This window comes from Streptomyces hilarionis (assembly GCF_024539675.1).
Lineage (GTDB): Bacteria > Actinomycetota > Actinomycetes > Streptomycetales > Streptomycetaceae > Streptomyces > Streptomyces hilarionis.
This window is the reverse complement of sequence record NZ_JAHHIT010000165.1, coordinates 1-20,085: the sequence shown is the minus strand read 5'-3', so window position 1 is coordinate 20,085 and position 20,085 is coordinate 1. Positions and strand designations below refer to the sequence as shown.

Annotated in this window: 14 protein-coding genes; 2 read left to right on the top strand and 12 right to left on the bottom strand. The window is 75.2% G+C overall.

Going from position 1 to position 20,085, the window contains the following annotated elements:
• The first annotated feature begins 34 nt into the window (after window positions 1-34).
• Window positions 35-1,813 (top strand): cation:proton antiporter, encoded by a 1,779-nt coding sequence (locus KMS84_RS31555; protein ID WP_256919902.1) that lies wholly within the window; start codon window positions 35-37, stop codon window positions 1,811-1,813.
• Between the two features lie 23 nt (window positions 1,814-1,836).
• Here KMS84_RS31555 and KMS84_RS31550 read toward each other — a convergent pair whose 3' ends face one another.
• From KMS84_RS31550 to KMS84_RS31505, 10 genes are all read right to left on the bottom strand, one after another.
• The gene (locus KMS84_RS31550) at window positions 1,837-4,593 is read right to left on the bottom strand and encodes an alkaline phosphatase family protein (protein WP_256919900.1); all 2,757 of its coding nucleotides are present in this window, start codon (window positions 4,591-4,593) and stop codon (window positions 1,837-1,839) included.
• 5 nt (window positions 4,594-4,598) lie between these two features.
• Window positions 4,599-5,954, bottom strand: coding sequence for an ABC transporter permease (locus KMS84_RS31545; RefSeq protein WP_256919899.1), 1,356 nt, complete (start codon window positions 5,952-5,954; stop codon window positions 4,599-4,601).
• Window positions 5,951-6,892, bottom strand: a complete 942-nt coding sequence (locus KMS84_RS31540; RefSeq protein ID WP_256919898.1) for an ABC transporter ATP-binding protein — start codon at window positions 6,890-6,892, stop codon at window positions 5,951-5,953. The genes KMS84_RS31545 and KMS84_RS31540 overlap by 4 nt, the downstream gene beginning before the upstream one ends.
• A 252-nt stretch (window positions 6,893-7,144) precedes the next feature.
• Window positions 7,145-7,474, bottom strand: a complete 330-nt coding sequence (locus KMS84_RS31535) for a CU044_2847 family protein (protein WP_256919897.1) — start codon at window positions 7,472-7,474, stop codon at window positions 7,145-7,147.
• Between the two features lie 45 nt (window positions 7,475-7,519).
• On the bottom strand, window positions 7,520-8,746 hold the full coding sequence (locus KMS84_RS31530; protein WP_256919896.1) for an ABC transporter substrate-binding protein: 1,227 nt from the start codon (window positions 8,744-8,746) through the stop codon (window positions 7,520-7,522).
• Window positions 8,743-9,600: a hypothetical protein gene (locus KMS84_RS31525; protein WP_256919895.1), complete on the bottom strand. Its 858-nt coding sequence runs from the start codon at window positions 9,598-9,600 to the stop codon at window positions 8,743-8,745. The genes KMS84_RS31530 and KMS84_RS31525 overlap by 4 nt, the downstream gene beginning before the upstream one ends.
• Window positions 9,597-11,069, bottom strand: coding sequence for a vWA domain-containing protein (locus KMS84_RS31520; RefSeq protein ID WP_256919894.1), 1,473 nt, complete (start codon window positions 11,067-11,069; stop codon window positions 9,597-9,599). The genes KMS84_RS31525 and KMS84_RS31520 overlap by 4 nt, the downstream gene beginning before the upstream one ends.
• Before the next feature lie 77 nt (window positions 11,070-11,146).
• Entirely contained in the window at window positions 11,147-13,273 is a 2,127-nt protein-coding gene (locus tag KMS84_RS31515; RefSeq protein WP_256919893.1) for a protein kinase domain-containing protein, read from the bottom strand.
• A 9-nt stretch (window positions 13,274-13,282) separates the two neighbouring features.
• Window positions 13,283-15,001 (bottom strand): S1 family peptidase, encoded by a 1,719-nt coding sequence (locus KMS84_RS31510; protein WP_256919892.1) that lies wholly within the window; start codon window positions 14,999-15,001, stop codon window positions 13,283-13,285.
• 222 nt (window positions 15,002-15,223) lie between these two features.
• A complete protein-coding gene (locus tag KMS84_RS31505; RefSeq protein ID WP_256919891.1) occupies window positions 15,224-16,480 on the bottom strand; it encodes an MFS transporter in 1,257 nt (418 codons plus the stop codon).
• Window positions 16,481-16,652: 172 nt separating this feature from the next.
• Here KMS84_RS31505 and KMS84_RS31500 point away from each other — a divergent pair, with 172 nt between their 5' ends.
• Entirely contained in the window at window positions 16,653-17,597 is a 945-nt protein-coding gene (locus tag KMS84_RS31500) for a LysR family transcriptional regulator (RefSeq protein WP_256919890.1), read from the top strand.
• 92 nt (window positions 17,598-17,689) lie between these two features.
• Here the strand turns inward: KMS84_RS31500 and KMS84_RS31495 are convergent, their stop codons facing one another.
• Both KMS84_RS31495 and KMS84_RS31490 read right to left on the bottom strand, forming a co-directional pair.
• On the bottom strand, window positions 17,690-18,868 hold the full coding sequence (locus KMS84_RS31495; RefSeq protein WP_256919889.1) for an FAD-dependent oxidoreductase: 1,179 nt from the start codon (window positions 18,866-18,868) through the stop codon (window positions 17,690-17,692).
• A gap of 113 nt (window positions 18,869-18,981) precedes the next feature.
• A complete protein-coding gene (locus KMS84_RS31490) occupies window positions 18,982-19,854 on the bottom strand; it encodes an LLM class flavin-dependent oxidoreductase (protein WP_256919901.1) in 873 nt (290 codons plus the stop codon).
• Window positions 19,855-20,085 lie beyond the last annotated feature (231 nt).

The window sequence follows — 20,085 nt, the reverse complement described above, 5'->3', positions numbered from 1 at the left end:
CTTCCCCCCCCACCCCGTACCGAAAGGGCCGCTCGTGACGACGGACCAGGTGCTGACCGGCATGGGCCTGATCCTGGTCCTGGCCGTCGGTTCGCAGATCGTGGCCGGGCGGCTGCGCATCCCCGCCCTCATCGTCCTGCTGCCCGTCGGGTTCGCCGCCGGCGCGCTGTTCGACGACGTCGCGCCCGAGCGACTCCTCGGGCCGGCGTTCTCACCGCTGGTGTCGCTGGCCGTCGCCGTGATCCTCTACGACGCCGGCCTCGGGCTGGACCTGTCCCGGCTGAAGGGTCACACCAGGCGGGTCGTCGTCCGGCTCATCTGCGTCGGCGTACCCGTCACCGGGCTGCTCGGCGCGCTGCTCGCCGTGCCGCTGCTGGGGATGTCCGCACGGGCGGCCGTCATGATCGGTGCGATCCTCGTCGTCTCGGGGCCCACGGTCGTGGGGCCGCTGCTCGGCTTCGTGCGGCCGAAGGACCGCCTCCAGCACATCCTGATCTGGGAGGGCTCCCTCATCGACCCGGTCGGCGGAGTGCTGGGAGCACTGGTCTTCCACGCGGTCCTGTCCGGCTCGCGCCACCGCTTCGGCAGCGGGATGGGGCACTTCCTCGCCAGCATGGGCATCGGCGTGGCCGGCGGGGCGGTCGGCGCGGCGTCGCTGTGGGTGCTGTTCCGGGTGCTGCGGCCGGGCGAGGTCCTCGGCACCACGGCGCAGCTGGCGGCGGTGATCGGGGTGGCGGCGCTCTGCGACGTCCTGCGCGACGACACCGGACTCATCGCCGCCGTGCTGATGGGCCTGGCCGTCGCCAACCTGCGCGGCATGGACGTGCCCGCGCGCCGTCCCTTCTTCGAGACCCTGGTCAGTCTGATCCTCGGGCTGCTCTTCGTCTCGATCTCGGCCACCGTCACTCCGCAGTCGCTGCGCCACGTGTGGCTGCCCGCGCTCGGGCTCGCCGCCTTCCTGGTGCTGGTCGTGCGGCCGCTGGTCGCGCTCGTGTCCACCCTCGGCACCGAACTGACCCGCGCCGAACGCGGCTTCGTCGGCTGGATGGCGCCGCGCGGCATCGTGGCGGCCGCCACCGCCTCGACGTTCTCGGCCGCTCTGGTGGCCGAGCACATCGACGGCGCCACGAAGATCCTTCCGGCGACGTTCGTGGTCATCGTCGCGACCGTGACGCTGTACGGGCTGACCGCCTCGCCCGTGGCCCGGCGCCTGGGCGTGGTGCGGCCCTCCCGCTCACGGCCCCTGCTGGTGGGCGGCGACCCGTGGGTGGTCGACCTGGGCGTGGCGCTGAAGGCGGCCGGGCTGGAAGTGCTGATGTGGGCGGGGGAGGAGGAGCAGCGCGAACGCATCCGGCGGGCCGGGATCGAGCCCGCGCCCGGGGAACTGCTGGGCGCCGCCACGGGCGGGGCCGCCGAGCTGGAGGGCATCACGGCCGTGTACCTCCTCACCGCCGAGGACGACTTCAACGCGCTGGCGGCGCTGCTGCTGCGGGGCAGTGTGGAGGGCACGGTCCACCGGCTCGACGCGCCGGCCGACAGTCAGGGGGCGGTGGCGCCGTTCATCGGCGGCGAGGTGCTGTTCGGGCCGGGGCTGACCTGGCCGGTGTTCGCCCGCGGGTACGCGCACGGGGCGGCCGTCCTGGGGCAGCCCGCCGACGAGGTCCCGCGGCCCGGCAGCGAACTGCTCTTCCTGGTGCGCGGCGACGGCCGCCTCGACCCGGTGACGGAAGGCGCGGCCCCGCTGCCCCGGCCGGGCGACACGGCCGTCCGGCTGGTCCCGGGCGTGCGCGGCGCCGGGCCGGAGCCGGCGTAGCGCACGCCCGGTTCTCGCGTCGGTCAGCCGTCGGACTCCGGGGACGGGAGGTAGGCGCCGGGCACGTCGGCCGGGGCGTAGATCCTGCTGTCACCGGGGTAGGGCTTCGTCCAGTTGTGGGTCTCGTACCAGGTGAGACGGTTCATCTGGACCGGGTTCGCGTAGTCGGGCACGGCGTGGGGGCCGGTCAGCCGCTGGTGCGACTCCCAGGTCTTCCACTGCGCCGCGACCTTGCGCTGCCCCGCCGGAGCCTGCGTGGCCGTCGGGACCGCGGCCGCGGCCGGGTTCTGCGGGGCGGGGGTGTCCGCGCCGCACGGGGGCGGGGTGCTCAGGCCGTCGGTCAGCGGGACCCGGTTCGCCACCGCCGTGAACGGGGTGTCGTCCGGCCTGCGGGTGAACGCGCCGGCCATCGGGGTCGCCGCGCTGTCCTTCTGGTTCATCGGGCGGATCCCGAGGATCTGCTCGACGGTGCGGATCATCGTGATCTGCGAGTAGTAGCGGTCGTCGACCGTGCCGCGCTGCGCCCAGGGGCTGATGATCTGCACGGGGGCGCGGTGGCCGTCGACGTGGTCGAGACCGGCCTGCGAGTCGTCCTCGACGACGAAGATCGCCGAGTCCTTCCAGTACCGGCTGTGCGAGATCTCGTCGACCATCCGGCCGACGGCGAGGTCGTTGTCCGCGACCTCCGCGGCCGGGCTCGCCGGGCCTCCCGTGTGGTCGTTGGAGAACCAGAACATGTTCAGGTTCGCGGGGCCGTTCTTCTCGAAGTCCTGCTTCCAGATCTGGTACTTGTACACGTCCGGGACGGAGAGGTCGAACAGCGGGAAGCCGGGCACCGACACCTTGTTCAGCGAGGGGATCGCCGAGCCCGTGCGGATGGGGTAGGCGGTCGGCTGTCCGGTCGCGGCCATGTTCCGGGCGTCGCAGTAGAGGTTCTGCCAGGTCGCGCCGGCCGGCTTGCTCTCGATCGACTGGAACTCGCCGAAGTCCTTGACGGACCGGCCGGCCGCCTGCGCGCCCGTCCACAGGAAGCCCGACCTCTGGTGGCCGAGCACGTCGTCCTCGGTGTCGTAACTGCGCGCGTACTCGCCGGCCGAGGACTCGGTGTACTCCGGGTTGTCCGACTGCATCAGCCAGTTGTGGCCCTCGGCCGAGTTGGTGCCGATGTCGTAGAAGTTGTCGTACAGCCCGAACTGCCGTGCCAGGGCGTGCTGGTTGGGCGTCACGTTCTCGCCGAACTGGGTGAGCGAGGCGTCGCCGTCGCCCTGGGGCAGGTCGCCGAAGACCTGGTCGTAGGTCCGGTTCTCCTTGACGAGCAGGAACACGTGCTTGATCGTCGAGGGGTCGCCGAGGCGCGCCGGGACCGGCACGGCCCTGGCGTGGCTCTTGCGGTCGGCCGTGCGGACCGAGCCGGGCGTCCAGCCGTTCTGCCGGAAGACGTCGGCCGTCCGGGCCCGGACGACATGGTCGTCCGGCAGGGCGAACCGCGTCAGGCTCGACGTGGTGTCGTGGGTGCCGTGGCTGCCGGTGGCGGAGGGCCGACGGGCGTCGATGCCGCGGGTGTGGGAGACGATCACGTCCCCGCCCACGGTGGCGATCTCCGAGGGGAAGTAGTCCGTGGGCAGCAGGCCGACGTAACTCACGGGCGTCTGGGCCGACGTGTAGCGGTAGACGGCGATCGCGTTCGCCCGGCCGAGCGTGACCAGCAGGCGGCCGTCGTCGGTGAGCGTCACCGCGTCGGGCTCGTAGCCGGCCTTGGCCTGCGGCCACGGCCGGGTGGCGATGGTCTGCACGACCTTGCCCTTGCGGGCGTCGATGACCGACACCTGGTCGCCGCCGGTGTCGGTGACGAACACCGCGCCCTTCCTGGCGTACACCGCGGTCGGGTGCAGACCGACGTCGATGCTGCGCACGGCCGCGGCAGGGTGCGCCGTGTCGATGACGCTGACCGTGCCGGTGGTGGCGGCGCCGGTGTCGGGGTTCGCGACCACCTGGGTGCCGTAGGAGTTGACGGTGGTGTCGCCGGGCCGCGCCGGACGCCCGCCCTCGTTGGAGACGTACAACGCGCCGCCGACCAGGGCGAGTCCGCGGGGGGCGTTGCCGACGGCCCAGCTGTGCCGGACGGCCCCGGTGGCCGCGTCGAGGGCGACCACCCTGTTCTGGCCGTTGACCGCCGCGTAGACGGTGGAGCCGTCGGCGGAGAAGACCGCGGCGCCCACGAGCGCGTGCCTGGCGCCGTCGGCCGCGACGGGGACGGCCGTCGGGTCGGCGAGGGTGCCGTCCGCCCGGACGGTGAACCTGGTGTAGCCGTCGCTCTGGCCGAGCCACAGCTGCTTGCCGTCGGGCGAGTAGGACGGGCCCTCCTGGCCCACCGACCCGCTCTTGATGCGCAGGTCGTCCGCCGCGTTGGTGCCGACCTTCTGCTCGACCTTCCCGGTCTTCGGGTCCACGACGATCAACGACGCGTCCCCGTCGGCGATCGTGGCGGCGAGCCGGCGGCCGTCCGGGCTGACGGAGGACGACATGATCTTTCCGTCGTCGATCACGGTGCGGCTGCCGTAGGGCTTGATGAACTGGTCGCTGGAGACGACCTGGCCGTCGGCGGTGGTTCGGCCGACCTGTTCGGTGCCGAACCGGTGCGTCGAGGCGATCGCGGTGCCCGTGACGCCGAGCGCGACGGCGATGCCCGCCGCGACCAGCGTGCCGCGCCGGCCGGCGCGTCTGCCGAGGAGGACGGGGAGTCGGGGGCTGTGGACCCGGCGCTGCCGTGTCACCTGCATGGGGTTCATCCCTTCGGGGCGGTGTCGAGCAGGTCGATCTGGCCGTCGAACTGCCAGAGCGGGTTCGGGGCGTCACCGGTCGGTGTGCGCACCGGGAAATAGCCGTTGACTTCCTTGGGGCCGTCGCCGTCGGCCACGAACCGTCCGTCCGAGCCGACGTCGAGCTGGTAGACGGCGGTCCCCGCGACCTGGACGCCGGGCAGGCGCCAGGTCACGACGCAGCGCCAGTCGTTGCCCGGCCCCTCCTGGGGGCCGCGGCCGGCGCTCTTGGCGCAGGCGGCCGTGGTCCGCAGCCGCGCCTCCGTGACGGGCGGACGGTGCAGCTGCGCGGTCTGTAGCCGGTAGAGGTGGGCGAACGCGGTGGCGAGGGAGCGCTGCACCTTGTCCTGCCGGATCCCGGAGCCCTCGGCCGCGGTCGCCGAGCCGACCAGTGCGGCCGTGAGCGCGATCAGCGCGACCGGCGGCAGCAGCCCGAGGGCGAGGGTGCGGCGGCCCGCGCCGTCGTAGGCCGCGTCGGTGAAGTCGCGCCGTACGAAGAGCACATACGCCGGTACGATCGCGCCCACGGCCCACACCAGGCTGACGGCGACGCCGATCAGGAGCGGCTCGGTCTGCGCGGGGGAGGCGAACAGGCCGTCCCAGGCGGTGAAGGCGTATCCCGGTAGGGCGAGGCGCACGGCGACGGGCAGCGGCAGGGTCTGGGCGACCTGCATCGTCAGCGCGGCCAGGGCCGGCAGCAGCAGCCCCGTCGGGGACCGGCCGAGCGCGACCGACCCGAGGATCCCGAGCGCGGCGAGCGCCAGGGTGGGGGCCAGCACGCAGACCCAGGCGAGCAGGACCTTCCCGCCGGCGTCGGCGGGCGTCAGCAGCCGGCCGTCGAGGGCGACGAGCGGCCGGTCGCCGACCGCGAGCAGCCCGCCGACCGTGCCGGAGCAGGCCGTCCCCGTCACGAGGAGCAGGACGACGCTGGTCGCGGCCAGCGTCTTCGCGGCGAAGATCCGCCGTGGCGAGCGGACCGCCACGAGCAGATGACGCCAGGTGCCGAGCCGGTCCTCGGCGGCGAAGACGTCGCCGGCGACGACGGGGGCCAGCAGCGGAAGCGCCCAGGCGCCCGCGAAGCCGAGGGTCACCAGCGGTCCGGCCCATCCCGTGGTGTGCATCCAGCGGCCGAACAGGGTGTCGGAGGGCAGGGTGCTCTGCCGGCTCACCCCGGCGACGAAGAGCGCCGGGACGACCCAGCAGGCCAGGACGAGCAGCCGCACGCGCCACTGGGAGAACAGCTTGACGAGCTCGAAACGGTAGCCGCGCACCACCGTGACCCGGTGGGGGGCCGGGCGGGCGTCGGGGGCGGTCGCGGTCATCCGGCGTCCTTGCGGGGTGCGGTGAGGGCGAGGAAGGCGGCCTCCAGCGGCGACACCACGGGCGTGAGCTCGCGCACCGCGACGCCCGCGCGGACGAGGCGCGTCACCAGGTCGTCGAGCGCGGGCGTCCGCGCGCGGACGACGATCGCGTCGGCGGCGCCGCGCCGCGGACCGGCGTCGCCGACGAGGCGGACGCCGGCGGTGTCGGCGGCCAGCCGGCGGGCCGCGGGTGCGTCGGAGGTGCGCAACCGGTGGTCCAGTTCACGGTCTGCGGAGGCGAGCTCGGCCAACGGCCCGCGGAACGCGACCCGGCCGGTCGCGAGGATCGTGATCTCGTCGCACAGCGCCTCCAGGTCGTCCATGCGGTGGCCGGACAGGACGACGGCCACGCCGTCGGCGGCGAGCCGGCCGAGGACGCCGTGCACATGCCGCTTGCCGGCCGGGTCGAGGCCGTTGAAGGGCTCGTCGAGCACGAGCAGCCGGGGCTCGGCGAGCAGGGCGGCGGCGAGCCCGAGCCGCTGACGCATGCCCAGGGAGAAGCCGCGGACTCGGTCGTCGGCGACGTTGGTGAGCCCGACCTCGTCGAGCACCTCGCCGATCCTGCGCGGCCGCCGGTCGCCGCGCAGGGCGGCCAGGGCGGCCAGGTTCTGCCGGGCGGTGAGCGAGGGGTAGAGCCCGGGGCCGTCCACGAAACCGGCGACCCCGTCGGGGGCGGTGAGCCCGCGCCCGACCGGCGTGCCGAGGATCTCCAGCCGGCCGCTGTCGGCGACGGCCAGCCCCAGCAGGAGCCCGAGCAGCGTCGTCTTGCCGGCGCCGTTCGGTCCGACCAGGCCGTGGACCCGGCCCGGCGGCACGTCCAGGTCGACGCCGTCGAGGGCGACGACGTCGCCGAAGCAGGTGCCGATCCCGCGAGCCCGGACCGAAAGGGGTGCGTCCATGGGTCCCTTCTCTCGAAGCCTCCAGGGACCTTAGGGAGTGCGGGGAGCGGGAGCGGGAAAGGCGAATTGAACGTTGCGGGAACGCCAGGGGCGACAGGGGCAGTTGCCACCCTGACCTGCTGAGACGCCCGGCGGCGAACGGTACTTCCGCGACCGCCCGGCGCTTTTCGGGTAAACGTTCGGTACATGTGCGTGCAGGAAACACCCAGCGGTGAACCCTCATGGGGCAAAGCCCGGACGGAGCGCCCGCATTCAGTGCGGCGGCGTCGGTTCCGTGCCGCTCCAGCGCAGGGTGACCTCGAGGTGCGTGCTGGTGCCCGCGCTCGTCAGGATCGCGCCGAGCTTGGCGTCCAGGACGACGCCGAAGGTGACCTCCACCTCGTCCGGCCGCTGGGCGGCGCTGCGGAACTGGCCGATCACCTCGGAGGCGGCGGCGGTGATCGGCGCCAGGGCCTCCCTGAGACCGGTCGCCGCGCTCTCCAGACGGGTGCCGAGGCCCACGGCGCCGGTGCCGGTGCGGGCCGGCGGGGCCACGAGGACGACGCTGCCGTCGTCGAGGGTGAACTGCACGGCGTCCGGCATGGCGGCTCCTGGAGGTGTCCGGGACGGGTGGGGGAGGGGAGAGGGTCAACGGGTGCACAGGGGTGGCGCGGACGAGGGGCGTGCGGAGCCGAGCGCCCCCTGGACCTTGTCGAGCGCCTCCAGGAGCGGGCCCTGCGCCGCGCCGTCCGCGTACTCCAGCACCGCCCGGTAGAAGGCGGCGGAGACGTCGGGGTCCATCGCGTCGGCGGCGCTGAAGCAGAGGGTGTTGGCGGGGGTGTGGAGCATCGCGGCCACCTCGCCCTGGACGTCGTCGGCGTAGTCCTCCGCCGTCACCCGGCTGTCGGCGGAGAGCGCGAAGCCGGGCTGTTTCACCCACAGCCGCTGTGCCTCGGCGCCCGCCAGGTACGCGAGGAACTCGTCGGCGCTGTCGTTGTCGGTGAACTTCCCGACGAAGTCCGCCGAGACCTGCAACGTGCTGCCGGGCGGCGGCACGTACAGGTATGCGCGCCTCTTCACCCGGGTCGCGTCGAAGTCCATCGCGGCGAGGGTTCCGTGGGCCAGGGAACACGCGGGCATCTTCTTGACGGCGGCCTTGAAGCCGGTCCGGGCGGCGCCCTTGCGGGCGCTGCCCATGAGCTGCCCCCACGCGGTCCACGCCGCGTCGACGGGGCCCTCGTCCCACGTCGCCTCTCCCGACGCCCACGCGGTGTAGGCGTCGCGGCCGTACGTGGTGAGCACGAGGTCCGCTATCCAGTCGGCCCCGGGCCAGCCGGAGGTCGGACCGGACTCCAGTCCCAGGCACCACCTGTCGTGCCGGGTCCGCAGATCCGCCCAGCTCTTCGGGGGGTCGGGGGTGGCGTCGGCGTCGTACCAGACGAGGCTCTTGACGTCGGCCTTGACGGGGACGGCGTAGACCTCGCGTGGCCCGCCGTCCCCGCCGCTCGTGCCGAGCCCCCGGAAGGGCTGCACGTAGTCGCCGGTGTCGACGTCGAGCTTCCTCAGCGCCTGCTCCTGCTGGTACTTGGCGATCGCCCCCACGCTGGGGAGCACCGCCAGGTCGGGCTCGGCGTCGGCGGCCACGGCGGCGTCGAGCTGCTCGTTCAGGGCGCGGGTGACCTCGGGCTGGATCTCGATGCCGGGGTGGTCGGCCTCGAAGGCCTCGACGACCGCGTGGAAGGCCTCGAACTCCTTGCCGGACCAGGGGACCATGATCGTCACCTGGCTCCGTCCCGGATCGCCGCACGCGACCGGCGTCAGCAGCAGCCCGAGGACCAGGGCACAGCGCACGAGGGAGGTCGGCGGTCTTCTCATGAGCGGGGGAACCTGTATTCGGCGAGGCGTGGACGGTAGGCGAGGTAGGTCAGCGCACCGGCGGCGGCCAGGACGGGCAGGGCGATCGCCGTGTCCAGCGGGCGCAGCACGCACATCAGGACGTCGACGGAGGCGGTGGCCGACAGGGCCAGGACGAGCGCCGGGCCGGGGTACCGCCGGAAGCGCCGGGCGATGACGCGTCCGGTCGCCCAGACCAGGAGCAGCATGACGGCGAGCGGCGTCATGAACAGCGGCCAGAGCAGACGGCCGTCGCGCCAGTGCGAACGGAGCTGGACCGTCCGGGCGTCGCTCTCGACGTCCCGCAGGTCCAGGAGCGACTGCTGGAGCCCGCCGGTGAACCGGACGGGATCCGCCCCCTCGGGCTGCGGCCCCTCGCGCAGGGCCAGCACGACGTCGCGGACGGCCGGGGCCCCGTCGAGCACCGCCGCGTTGGCCGACTTCACGCTCGTGGCCAACTGGCCCTGCACGAACTGGATGTGGCTCAGCCCCCGGCTCCCGGCCCCGTTGCCCTCCGTCGCCGACGTGAGGTGGGAGCTGATGCGGGCGGCGGCGTTGGCGAAGTCGGCGCCGGTCCCGGTCAGCGCGATCGACACCGGGTCCTTGATCGCGGAGAGCTGGACGAGGGCGCTCGTCGCGGTCAGGGCCTCCGCGTGCGCCGCGTCGATGTCCTCCACGGCCCGCTCCGTGCGGGCGGCGGCGGCGATCTGGTCCGCGGCGCGGTCCTCCGCCACCAGACACAGCAACGTCGTGGCGGCCAGCACGCCCCACACGCCCGCCCGGAGCCGGCGCAGCACCACCACCGGATGGGAAGGGCGCGGCCGTCCGCCCGTCACAGGGCGTCCCTCGGTCCGTCGGCCGGGCCCGGGTCGCCGAGCCGGTGCCCGCACTCCTCGCAGAACTTGGCCGTCGGCGACGCGGGCCTCGTGCGGCACCGGGGGCACGCGCGGGACGCCTGCGCTTCCCGGGGCGGCTCGGCGTCCTGGGGCGGCCGGTCGTGCTGCTCGGCCGGCCGCCTCGCGGTCTTGGTCGAGTCGAGGCCGATCCCGAGTATCCGGCCCCGGGCGACGTCCCGCCGCACGCGCGGCAGGCCGTCGGGGCCGTCGGCGGCGACCGCGCGCAGCGAGCGCAGACGCGCGGTGTCCCCGAGGTCCCGGGCGAGGTCGATCGCGAGGCGCAGTTCACGGTCGGCGCGTTCGAGGTCCCCGCGCAGATGGGCGTCCGCGCAGGCGCGCATGGCCATGCCGAGTTCGCGCTCGTTCTCCACGCGGGTCAGGTCGGGGGAGCGGGCGATGCCGAAGCCGGGCGTCGAGCGGCGGCGCACGACCAGGGCGGCGCTCTCGGCGCAGGGCCCGCGGGTCCCGTCGGGGAACTCGGCGTGCAGGGTGATGCGGGCGGCGCGCAGCGTGTCGTCCACGGGCAGGCTGTGCGGGTCGACACGCAGGGAGATCTGGTACTGACGGGTCTCCGGGGCCCACGAGCCGAGCGGGACGTGCGTCTCCTCGCCGCGCTGCTGACGCGCCGTCAACTCGGCTTCGACGGGGCGGGTCTGCCGCACGAAGGACAGCTGGAAACGGCTGTTGAGGCGCAGACCCAGGTACACCCGGGGCACGACGATGCGCTGCGCCTCGCGCATCAGCCGGGTGAAGTCCCCGGTGAGATCGGAGATGGTGACGACGGCCTCGGCGCCGCCGTGCAGGGCCTGCGTGACGCGCAGGAGTTCGGTGTAGCGCCAGTCGTCGCCCAGGCCGCGGGCGTCGCAGACGAAGCGGTCGGTGCAGGACGCGAGGACCTCGCCGAGCTGCTCGGGCGTCTCGTGCTCGTCCTTGCCGTCGGTGTACAGCACCGCGTGGCGGACCGTGCCGGGGGTGTCCACCGTGGCGAAGAGGCGGCGGGCGCGGTCCAGCCAGCGGCCGATCGCCGTGCCGCCCTCCGGGAGCTGGCCCGCCACCCGGAGCTTGGCGTCCTCCCGGGTGCGGGCGTCGACCCGGGCCAGACCGCCCGTCGCCGGGAAGATCACGTCGGCCTCGTGGTTGCCCGCGACGACGGCCAGCAGGGTCCCGTCGCGCAGGGTGTCGATGGCCGCCCACATCGCGCGCTTCGCCTCGTCCAGCTTGTGGCCCGTCATCGACAGCGAGCGGTCCATGATGAGGATCTCGGCGCTCGGAGTCTGCGCGGACGGGCCCGCCGCGGAGTCCGCCGTGACGGTGATCAGCGCGTCCGCGCGCCGCTCGTCGTAGGGCAGATCCGCGGGCGCGTCCACTTCGAGGGCGAAACCGAGCCCCAACGGCGACCTGTCCCCCACCGGCACCATCCGATCGTCTCGCCGCGCGCGTTCCTCACGGAGCGTGCACGTGTTCTCGACGGAACGTGCAACGGAGCTTAGCCTGCCGGGCGTTGCTCCGACACGGGAACGACCCGTTCGGCGCGCTTTCGGCGCCGTCCCCAAGTCAGCGCCGGACGCAACCGGTTGGCGAGATCCACCAGTGCGACGTACTCGCGCTCGGTCGGCGCGTGCGGGCCGAGCGCGCGGATCGCGTCGGACAGCCTCAACCGGTCGCGGGTGCGCAGGAACTCCGCGTACTGGATCTCGGCCCGCAGGGCCGCCGCCGCCGCGTCGTCCACGTCGAGGCCGGGCAGCGCCGCCCGGGCCCGCGCCACGTCGTCCTCGGTCGGCGCCGGGTGGCCGGGTTCCGCGACGACCATGACGCGCAGGCGGACGGCCGCCACCCGGGCCTCGCGCTCGTAGCGGAACTCCCCGGCCAGCTGTTCGGCGACCGCCACCGCCCTCGCCCGCTCACCGGCCAGCAGCAGCACGCGGGCCAGGCCGAAGCCGGCCGCACCGAGCGCGGGGGTGGTGCCGAAGACCGTCCCGTAGTGCGATCGCGCCAGCGCCCGGTCCCCGCGCAGCTCGGCGCACAGACCGAGCCCGAGGGGCGGGATCAGCTCGCCGGGAAGCGTCCTGCGCACCCGGCCGAGCACCACGGCGGCCCGGCGCGCACTGCCGTCGGCCAGCGCGATGAGGCCGCAGTACCAGTCGGACAGCCAGTGCCAGTCGGGCAGCGCCGCCGCCCGCAGATGCGCCGCCGCGGCCGTCGCGTCCTGCCCGCGCAGGGCGAGCCGGATCTCGGCCAGGGCGGCGCCCGCCGTGTCCGTGACCGCGGGCTGGTCCGGATCGGACAGCGGGGCCGGCAGGGCGGCGGCGATGTCGCCCGGATCCGGCGGCGAGAACGGCGCGGGCATGCCCAGCAGGCCGCCGCCGTCCACCCGCGCCTCCACCCAGTGCGCGAGGGGCCGTGCCGCGCCCAGCCCACCGTGCAGCGCACCGGACATCGACCCGAACAGGGCGGACGGGCGCGCCACCTGACGGTGTGCCGGCGCGGCCGCCACGACCTGCCGGACGACCCCGCTGAGCTGTTCCGCGAACTGCCGGGCCGACACGAACCGCCGCCACGGCCGGTGCGGGTCGGTGGCCCGTTCCAGCAGCAGGTGCAGCGAGTCGACGCCCGGCGCGGAGCGGTCCGTCCAGCGCGAACGGCACACCTCGCGCAGCGTCATGCCCAGCCCGTACAGGTCGAAGCCGGGGGTGGGGCGCAGATGCTCCGGGTCGGTCCTGGGCGGCGCGTAGGCCTCCGTGTAGGCGACGACCTTCCCGGTGTCCTTCGTGTGGCTGCGCACCGAGCCGAAGTCGATGAGCCGCACCCGGTCGAGCGCGCCCGCCGGGCCCTCCTCGCGGAAGCGGATGATGTTCAGCGGCTTGACGTCGCAGTGCAGCAGGCCCCGCGCGTGCAGGTAGTCGAGCGCCTGAAGGACGCGCACCCCGTGCCCGAGGAGGGTCTCCAAACGGTCGCCGTCGCGGGCCGAGAGCGGTTCGCCCGGCACGTACTCGAGGACGAGGTGCGGCCCCTCGTGCTCGTAGCCCAGGATGCGGACGATGCTGTCGTGCCGGAGCCCCACCAGGACGTCCCGCTCGTGCCGCGCGGTCTTGGCCACCGACCTGTGCAGCGCCTTGAGGACGACCCGGGTGGCGAGATTGCGGTCCCGGGCCAGATAGGCCGCGCCGTACGCCCCGGAGCCGAGGACGCGTTCGACCTCGTAGCGTCCGGCGATGACCAGGCCGGTGGGCTGGGAGAAGTCGTAGTGGTTGCCGCAGGCCGTGCAGAAGCCCTCGATCCGGCCCGGCTCGCCGTCCTGTCCGCGGCCGACCGGCAGCCCGCAGGGCGGATGGGCGCAGAACCGGTGCTCCTCGGCGACGGGGCCCGACGGGCTCGGCGGCACCTGCGGCGGCTGGTCGGGCCCGACCAGGCCGAGGCCGTACCAGGGGTCCGGCCGCACGTGCGCCACGCCGACGCCCGCGGCGGCCCGCGCCGGCGGACCGGCGTCCCGGTCCGGCCGCGGCGGCGTGGCCTCGTCGTGCGGCAGCGGGGGGCGGTCGCAGACCGGGCAGAACCCCTGGTCGTCGATTCGGCCGCGGCCGCAGTCGGGGCGGTTGCACTCGGGAGGGGTCATCCGCGGCAGTCACCTTTCCTCGGACGGTCTTTCGTCCAACCGTCGGTCGACCTCGTCGATGTAGCGCCGGACCAGCGTGCGGGCGGCCCCGAGGTCGATCGGTTCCACCTTCAGCGCGCGGAAGGCCGGGGCGTGCCGGTCGGCGAGAGGCCGGTCCTCGTCGCCGAAGTAGCGCGCGGCCCGCACACGGTGCAGCTCCAGGCGGGCGGTGAGGTCCTCGTGCGCCGAGAGCAGCCGCCGCAGGTCGTGATCGAACCGGGCCAGGACGGCGCGCGCGGCGTCGGCCCGCTCGTGGATCACGGCCAGTTCGGGGTTGGGTTCCGTCGCCCGGGCCACGGCCAGCCGGACCCGCAGCCGGGGTGCGGCGCGGGGCGGCAGCCGGGGCGCGGCGAAGAACCGCATCCCGCGTTCCTGGTGCAGGGCCGCGGCCGCGTCCTCCTCCGCCGCGAGCTGTCCGACGATCGTGTGGACCGCGGCGGCGGTCACGTTCCGGGTGGCGTCGCCGCGCAGCGGTTCGGGGTCGAGACACACGTCGTGGGCCAGACCGGCCGGCGTGACGCCCTCGAAGCCGAGGACCAGGCGGACGCCGCGCGACCGGGCCCGGCCGGCCAACCGCCCCAGCAGCTCCCCGACGAGCGCCTCCGGGTCCCGGGCGCGGTCCACGCCCCCCACCACCAGGCAGGCGGGCGGCCTGCGGCGCAGCAACTGCCGTGCCACCTCCTGGGGTTCGCCGCCGGGGAGCCCGAACCGGCGCGTGAGGTAGCCGCCGAGGTCGGCGACCGAGCGGCCGCGCGCGTCGTAGGCCGCGTCGATGGTGCCGAGCCCGAGGACCGTGTCCCCGGGCGCGCCGGTGAGCTCGGCGTCGCTGACGGTGGCCCGGGCCGCGGGATCGGCCGTGCGCACCAGACGGACGAGCCAGGAGTCGCCCACGGCGGTCGTGCCGCCCGTGCCGACGACGACGGTGCCGCTCCAGCCGCTGTCCAGCAACCGGGTCAGCTCCTGCGTCAGCGCGAGCCGCAGCGGGTCGCCGAGCACGTCACCGGGCAACTCCCCTCGTGAAGACCCGAGTTCGTCGTTGCGGTCGCCGCCGGTGAACTCCTCGATCCGGGGCAGGTAGGTCAGGATCGTCTCCGTCGGCAGCATCCAGGCCGCCTTCGCGTCCCCGTTGACGTAGTCGGCCACCACGATGCCGATGACGCGGCCGTCGAACTCGCCGCCCACCGCCATGGCGCCGGCGCCCGAGTACCCCCGCTCGATCCACGGGTCGCCCTCGCGTATCCGCTTCAGCAGGCCCCACTCGCCCTGCCGGTGGCCGGATCCCGCCAGCCGGGCGTCCGCCCCCATGCCGAAGGGCTCGTCCTGGGGGAAGCCGTACACCTGGACGGTGCCGCCGGACAGGGGGGCCTTCCACAGCGTGGTCCGGGCGCCGCAGCCGGCCGGTTCGTCGAGTTCGAGCAGCGCCACGTCCCCGCGCTGGGTGCCGTGGTCGTGCACCCACGTGCCCGGGGCGACCCGCGCGGTGCGCGTCCACTCCGGCCGGCACGCCACGCTGCTGACCCGCACCCCCGAGGCGCCGGCGGACCCGGGCGCGGCCCCGGCGTAGCGGACCACATGGGCGCAGGTCAGCACGTGCCGGTCGTCGAGCAGCACGCCCGCGCCGCAGGGCGCGCCTGCCGCGTCGTCCACCCTCACGCGCCACGGACGGTCACTGTGGTGATGCAGCGCCATGCGCCCAAGGTATGACAACCGGCCCCGCATTGCCGGGGGTTGACGAGACGGGATCGATTCCGGCCGCCGGGGCCCACGGTACGGGCGGGGCGGCGGGAGCGGGAGCGGACGACGGCGCCGGGGGGCGGGGCGCGGGGACGCCGCGGACGCGTGGGCACGGTCGGGCGCGGCGGCCCCGCGGACGCGGCCGCCCGGCTCCGGCGCGTGCCCCGGCCCGGTGGGTCAGGTCCGGCTGGGCGCCGGCGCCGGCTCGGGGTCCGGCCGCACGGCGGGGTCGTGCCGGGGAAGCAGGACGGGGGTGGCCAGCATGAGGACGCCGGCGACGCCGATCGCCGTGCGGGGGCCCAGGGCCTCGGCCAGCAGGCCCCACAGCCCCGTCATGGCCGCGACGGTCACCTTGCTGGTCACCGACCACGCCGACAGGGTGCGGGCGACGCGGTCGGCCGGCGTCCGCTCCAGCCGGTAGGCGGCGAACACCGGCGTGAACACGCCCATGCAGGCGATCAGCCCGAACTCGACCACGACGACCAGGACGAGCCCGGCCGCACCGGGCCGGACGAACGCCAGCCCGAGGGACCAGCACGCCCGCAGCGCCCCCGCGGTGAGCATGACCCGGTGCCGGCCGAACCGTGACACGAGGGGGCGGGCCAGCCGGGAGCCGAGGACGCCGCCCAGGCACGGCAGACCGAAGGCCAGACCGTACTGCCAGGGTGCGAAGCCGAGGTCGCCGAGCATGAGGACGGCCAGCAGCGGCGAGGTCGCCATGATCAGACCGCTGACCAGGACCGTGTTGAAGAACAGCGGCCGCAGCGCCGGATGGCCCAGCACGAACCGCCACCCCTCGGCCAGCTCGCCCGGGCGCAGCCGGGCCCGGGATCCGCCGGGGCGCACGGGCCGCGGCTCGCCGCCGCCGATGGCGCGGATCCCCACGGCCGACAGCAGATAGCTGACCGCGTCGGCCACGACGGTCGTCACCGGGCCGAACAGCCCCATCGCGGCCGTGCCCACCGGCGGCCCGAGCACGGTGGCCGTCCAGCTGGCGGACTCGAACCGGCCGTTCGCGACGACCAGGTCCTCCGGTCGCACGAGCGCCTTCAGATACGCGCCGCTCGCCGCGCCGAAGGCGATGTCGGCCGCCCCGACGACGACGGACACCACCAGCAGCTGGGCGAAGGTCAGCAGACCGGCCGCGTAGGCGGCGGGGACGCTCAGCAGCGCGGCGCACCGGACCAGGTCCATCGCGATCATCACCGGCCGCTTGCGGCGGAACTCCACCCACGGCCCGAGCGGCACCGCCACCGCGGCCCCCACCGCGAGCCCCGTGGCGGCGAGGGCCGACACCTCGGTCGGCCCGGCGTGCAGCACCAGGATCGCGATCAGGGGGAAGGCGTCGAACGCGAGCCGGGTGCCGAACGCGCTGACCGCGTAGGCCCCCCACAGCCACCCGAACCGCCGGCCCAGCGGCCTCCTGTGCACCATGCCCCGCGCGCTCCTCTGCGTCCCGTCCGAACGGCCGGCCCCCGGCCCGCGCCGACCGGCTCCCGCCCGGATCCGGCCCGTGGGGGAAGCTAAGCGAGCGAGGAGAGCGCAGGTCAAACAACCGCGGAGCCCTCCGGGCACAACCACGCGTTGTGAACTAGGGTGCGTCGGCGTGGATCTCGAAGCCGTACGCACCTTCGTCGCCGTCGCGGACGCGGGCCGCTTCCAGGAGGCCGCCGCCGACCTGGCGATCACCCAGCAGGCGGTCTCCAAGCGCATCGCCGCGCTGGAGAAGGACCTCGCCGTGCGGCTGTTCACCCGCACCGCACGCGGAGCCCGGCTCACCGTCGACGGCCGGGCGTTCCTGCCCCACGCCCGCGACCTCCTGCGGGCCGCGGAGCGGGCGGCCGACGCGGTGCGCCCCGGCCGCCGCGCGCTGCGCGTCGACGTGATCAACCGGCGGATCGCACCGGCGGCCCTGCTGCGCGGCTTCCACGGCGCGCATCCCGAGACGGAACTGGACGTCGTCACGCTCTTCGACGCCGACACGGCCGTCGCCGCCGTCCGGGCGGGCACGATCGACGCGTCCTTCCGGGCCGTCGCCGGGTCCTCGCGGCCGCTTCCCGACGACATCGCGAGCGCCCGTGTCCTCGACGACCCCCTCCGCCTCCTCACCGGGCCGGACCACGAGCTCGCCGGGGCGGGCGCGATCACCCTCGCCGAGCTCGCCGGGCGGCGGATCTGGATGCCCGGGAACGCCGCCGGGACCGAGTGGACCGCCTACTACGACCGGCTCGCCGCCGAGTTCGGCCTGATCATCGACGCGGTCGGTCCCAACTTCGGCTCCGACGCCCTCCTGGAGTCGATCGCCGGTTCCGCGACGCTGGCGACCTTCGTCGGCGAGCACGACCGGCTCGTCTGGCCCGCCCCCTACGACCTGCGGCGGATCGTCGTGCACGACCCGACGCCCGTCTACCCGCACTCGCTGCTCTGGCGCCACGACAATTCCCACCCCGCGCTCGCCGCCCTCCGCGCCCACCTCGACGCCGCCCGCCCCGACGCCCCCGACGGCCCGACCTGGACCCCCGACGACCCGGGCCGGACGACGGCGCCGTGAGGCCCGCGCGGGAGCCGGGGGGACGACGGTCCGCGGACCGGCGCGGTCGCCGGTCACCGGGGGCCGGGGGCTCGGCCCGGGGCGTCCCGCCCTCAGATGCGGGCGTCCCACTCCAGCAGCCCGAGGAGCTCGTCGTCGCCCGGGCGGGCCGGGGGCGGGCCGCCGGACGGGCGGGGCCCGGGGGTGTGCACGCCGCGCGAGATGTTGCCGCTGACCGTCGTGTTGTGTTCCACGCGCGGGCGGCGGAGCCCTTCGTACCGGGCGAGCGCGGACGCGAGGCCGGGGACGTCGCGCAGGCACTTCGCGAGGATCACCGCGTCCTCCAGGGCCATCGACGCGCCCTGGCCGGTCGCCGGGGACGCCGCGTGGGCGGCGTCGCCGATCAGCAGGGTGCGGCCCAAGCGCCAGGGGGTCCCGTTGGGCACCTCGGTCGCGTTGGTGACCAGGACGGGGTCCTTGGTGGCCGCGACGACGTCGGCAGCGGCCGTGCGGTCCGCGCGCAGCAGCGGAACGAGCAGGTCACGCCAGTGCCCGGGACCCGCGTGCGCGATCTCGTCGGCGGTCAGGGGCGCGTCGGCGCCGACGCGGGCGAACCAGAAGGTCTCCCCCTCGGGGGACGTCATGTGGCCGAAGGCGGCCGTGCTGCCGCGGGTCATCGTGACGCACGCCGTCTCGTCGACGTCGCTCACCGGCGCGTCGGCGGTGCAGCCGTAGAAGACGTGCTGACCCGCGTGACGGGGCCGGGCGCCGGGGGCGGTCAGCCGGCGCACGGTGGAGTTCAGGCCGTCGGCGCCCAGCAGCAGGTCGCCGGTGGCGACGCGGCCGTCCGCGAAACGCGCGGTGACCGTGCCGGGGGCGCCCGTTCCGTCCGGCTCCTGCTCGACGGAGACGAGGCGGGCGCCGTGGACGATCGTGATGCCCCGGCGGGCGGCCTCCGCCTGGAGGGTCGCGTTCAGCTCGCCGCGGCGCAGACACCGGTACCGCAGCAGCGGGTCGGCGGCCTCGCCGAGCGGCGCCCGGGCCGCCTCGGCGCCGGTCGCGTCCACCACGCGCATCGAGGTGAGCGGGAACCCGACCGAGGCCACCGCCTCGCAGGCGTCGATCTGCGCCAGCGCCCGCAGCCCGTTGCTCGCGAGGGTGAGGAACGCGCCGAGGTCCTCCGCGCGGTCCGGATGCGCCTCGTACACGGCGACCTCCAGCCCCGCCTTCCGCAGCGCCAGAGCCGCCGCCGTGCCGGCGATCCCGCCGCCGACGACCAGTACGCGCGTCATGCCTCACCCGCTCTTCCCCGTAGGACGTGTGCCGACGTGCACGGGCCCTTCCTGCCCGCGACGCCCCGCCGGTGAACGTCCGGGCGCCGGGCCGGGGTTCCGGGGCCCCGCCCTCAGCCCCTGAGCCGGGTCAGCAGGGCCGCGAGCTGGTCGAGCGGCTCGGGGCCGACGAGGCGCAGGACGACGGTGTCGGCACCGGCGTCGCGCAGGGCGCGGACGTCGTCGGCGGCCCCGGCGGCCGTGCCGGACACGGTGAACACCTCGTCCTGCGGACGGCCGAGCCACGCGCCGTGGCCCTCGGTGTGCGGGTGCAGGAGGCGGGCGACCTCGTCCGGGTCGTCGCCCACGCAGGCGAACGACAGCACGGTGAGGGTGTGTTCGGGGCCGGCGCAGCCCTTGGCGGTCAGGGCCCGGGTGGTCTCCAGGTCGCCCGGGCCGTGGCCCTCGGCGACCAGTGTGCCGTCCGCGACCCGTCCGGCCAGTTCGAGCGAGCGGGGTCGGACGACCCCAGCGACGACCGGCGGCGCCTGCGCCGGCGGGTGCACCAGCCGCACGCCGTCCAGACGCACTTCCCGCCCGTCCAGCTCGACCCGCTCCCCGCGCAGCAGCGCGCGCACGGAGGTGATCGTCTCCTCCAGCAGGGCCAGCGGCGACCGGGGGGCGACACCGGCCGACTCCATCCACTCCCGCACCCCGTGCCCGATGCCGGCCACCAGGCGGCCGGGGAACACCCGCTCCAGGGTGGCCAGTTCCATCGCGAGCAGCGCCGGGCTGCGCAGCGGGGCCGGGGCGATGCCGATGCCGACCGTGAGGCGTCGCGTGGCGCCCAGCGCCACGGCCGCCGCCGAGACCCCGCCGTTCCACCCGAGGTCCTCGACCACCCACAGGTCGTCCACCCCGAGCGCCTCGGCCCGCCGGGCGAACCCGGGCAGCCCCTCGGGAGCCCAGTCGCGGTCGTACATGACACCGATCCGTACGTTCGCCACGTTCGTCATGGGTCGGAACCTATGCGCCGGACGGCGAGGCGATCAAGCGGTCAACAGGGCTTGTGGAGGGGGGAGTTCGCGGGAGTTCCCGCGGTGGGAGCCGTCGCGGACGGCGCCTCGCGGGCATCCCGCGGACAGGTGTGCGCGTCCCGCGGCCACGTGCGCGCGGGCCCGCCGGATTCAGGGCCGGCGGACCCGCGGGCGGTGGGGTGCGGGAGGGAGCGGGGAGCG

Excerpts from the sequence above, each read along its gene's own strand:
- KMS84_RS31550 (WP_256919900.1), bottom strand. The coding sequence starts at position 4,593 with ATGCAGGTGACACGGCAGCGCCGGGTCCACAGCCCCCGACTCCCCGTC.
- KMS84_RS31545 (WP_256919899.1), bottom strand. The coding sequence starts at position 5,954 with ATGACCGCGACCGCCCCCGACGCCCGCCCGGCCCCCCACCGGGTCACG.
- KMS84_RS31540 (WP_256919898.1), bottom strand. The coding sequence starts at position 6,892 with ATGGACGCACCCCTTTCGGTCCGGGCTCGCGGGATCGGCACCTGCTTC.
- KMS84_RS31535 (WP_256919897.1), bottom strand. The coding sequence starts at position 7,474 with ATGCCGGACGCCGTGCAGTTCACCCTCGACGACGGCAGCGTCGTCCTC.
- KMS84_RS31530 (WP_256919896.1), bottom strand. The coding sequence starts at position 8,746 with ATGAGAAGACCGCCGACCTCCCTCGTGCGCTGTGCCCTGGTCCTCGGG.
- KMS84_RS31515 (WP_256919893.1), bottom strand. The coding sequence starts at position 13,273 with ATGACCCCTCCCGAGTGCAACCGCCCCGACTGCGGCCGCGGCCGAATC.
- KMS84_RS31510 (WP_256919892.1), bottom strand. The coding sequence starts at position 15,001 with ATGGCGCTGCATCACCACAGTGACCGTCCGTGGCGCGTGAGGGTGGAC.
- KMS84_RS31505 (WP_256919891.1), bottom strand. The coding sequence starts at position 16,480 with ATGGTGCACAGGAGGCCGCTGGGCCGGCGGTTCGGGTGGCTGTGGGGG.
- KMS84_RS31495 (WP_256919889.1), bottom strand. The coding sequence starts at position 18,868 with ATGACGCGCGTACTGGTCGTCGGCGGCGGGATCGCCGGCACGGCGGCG.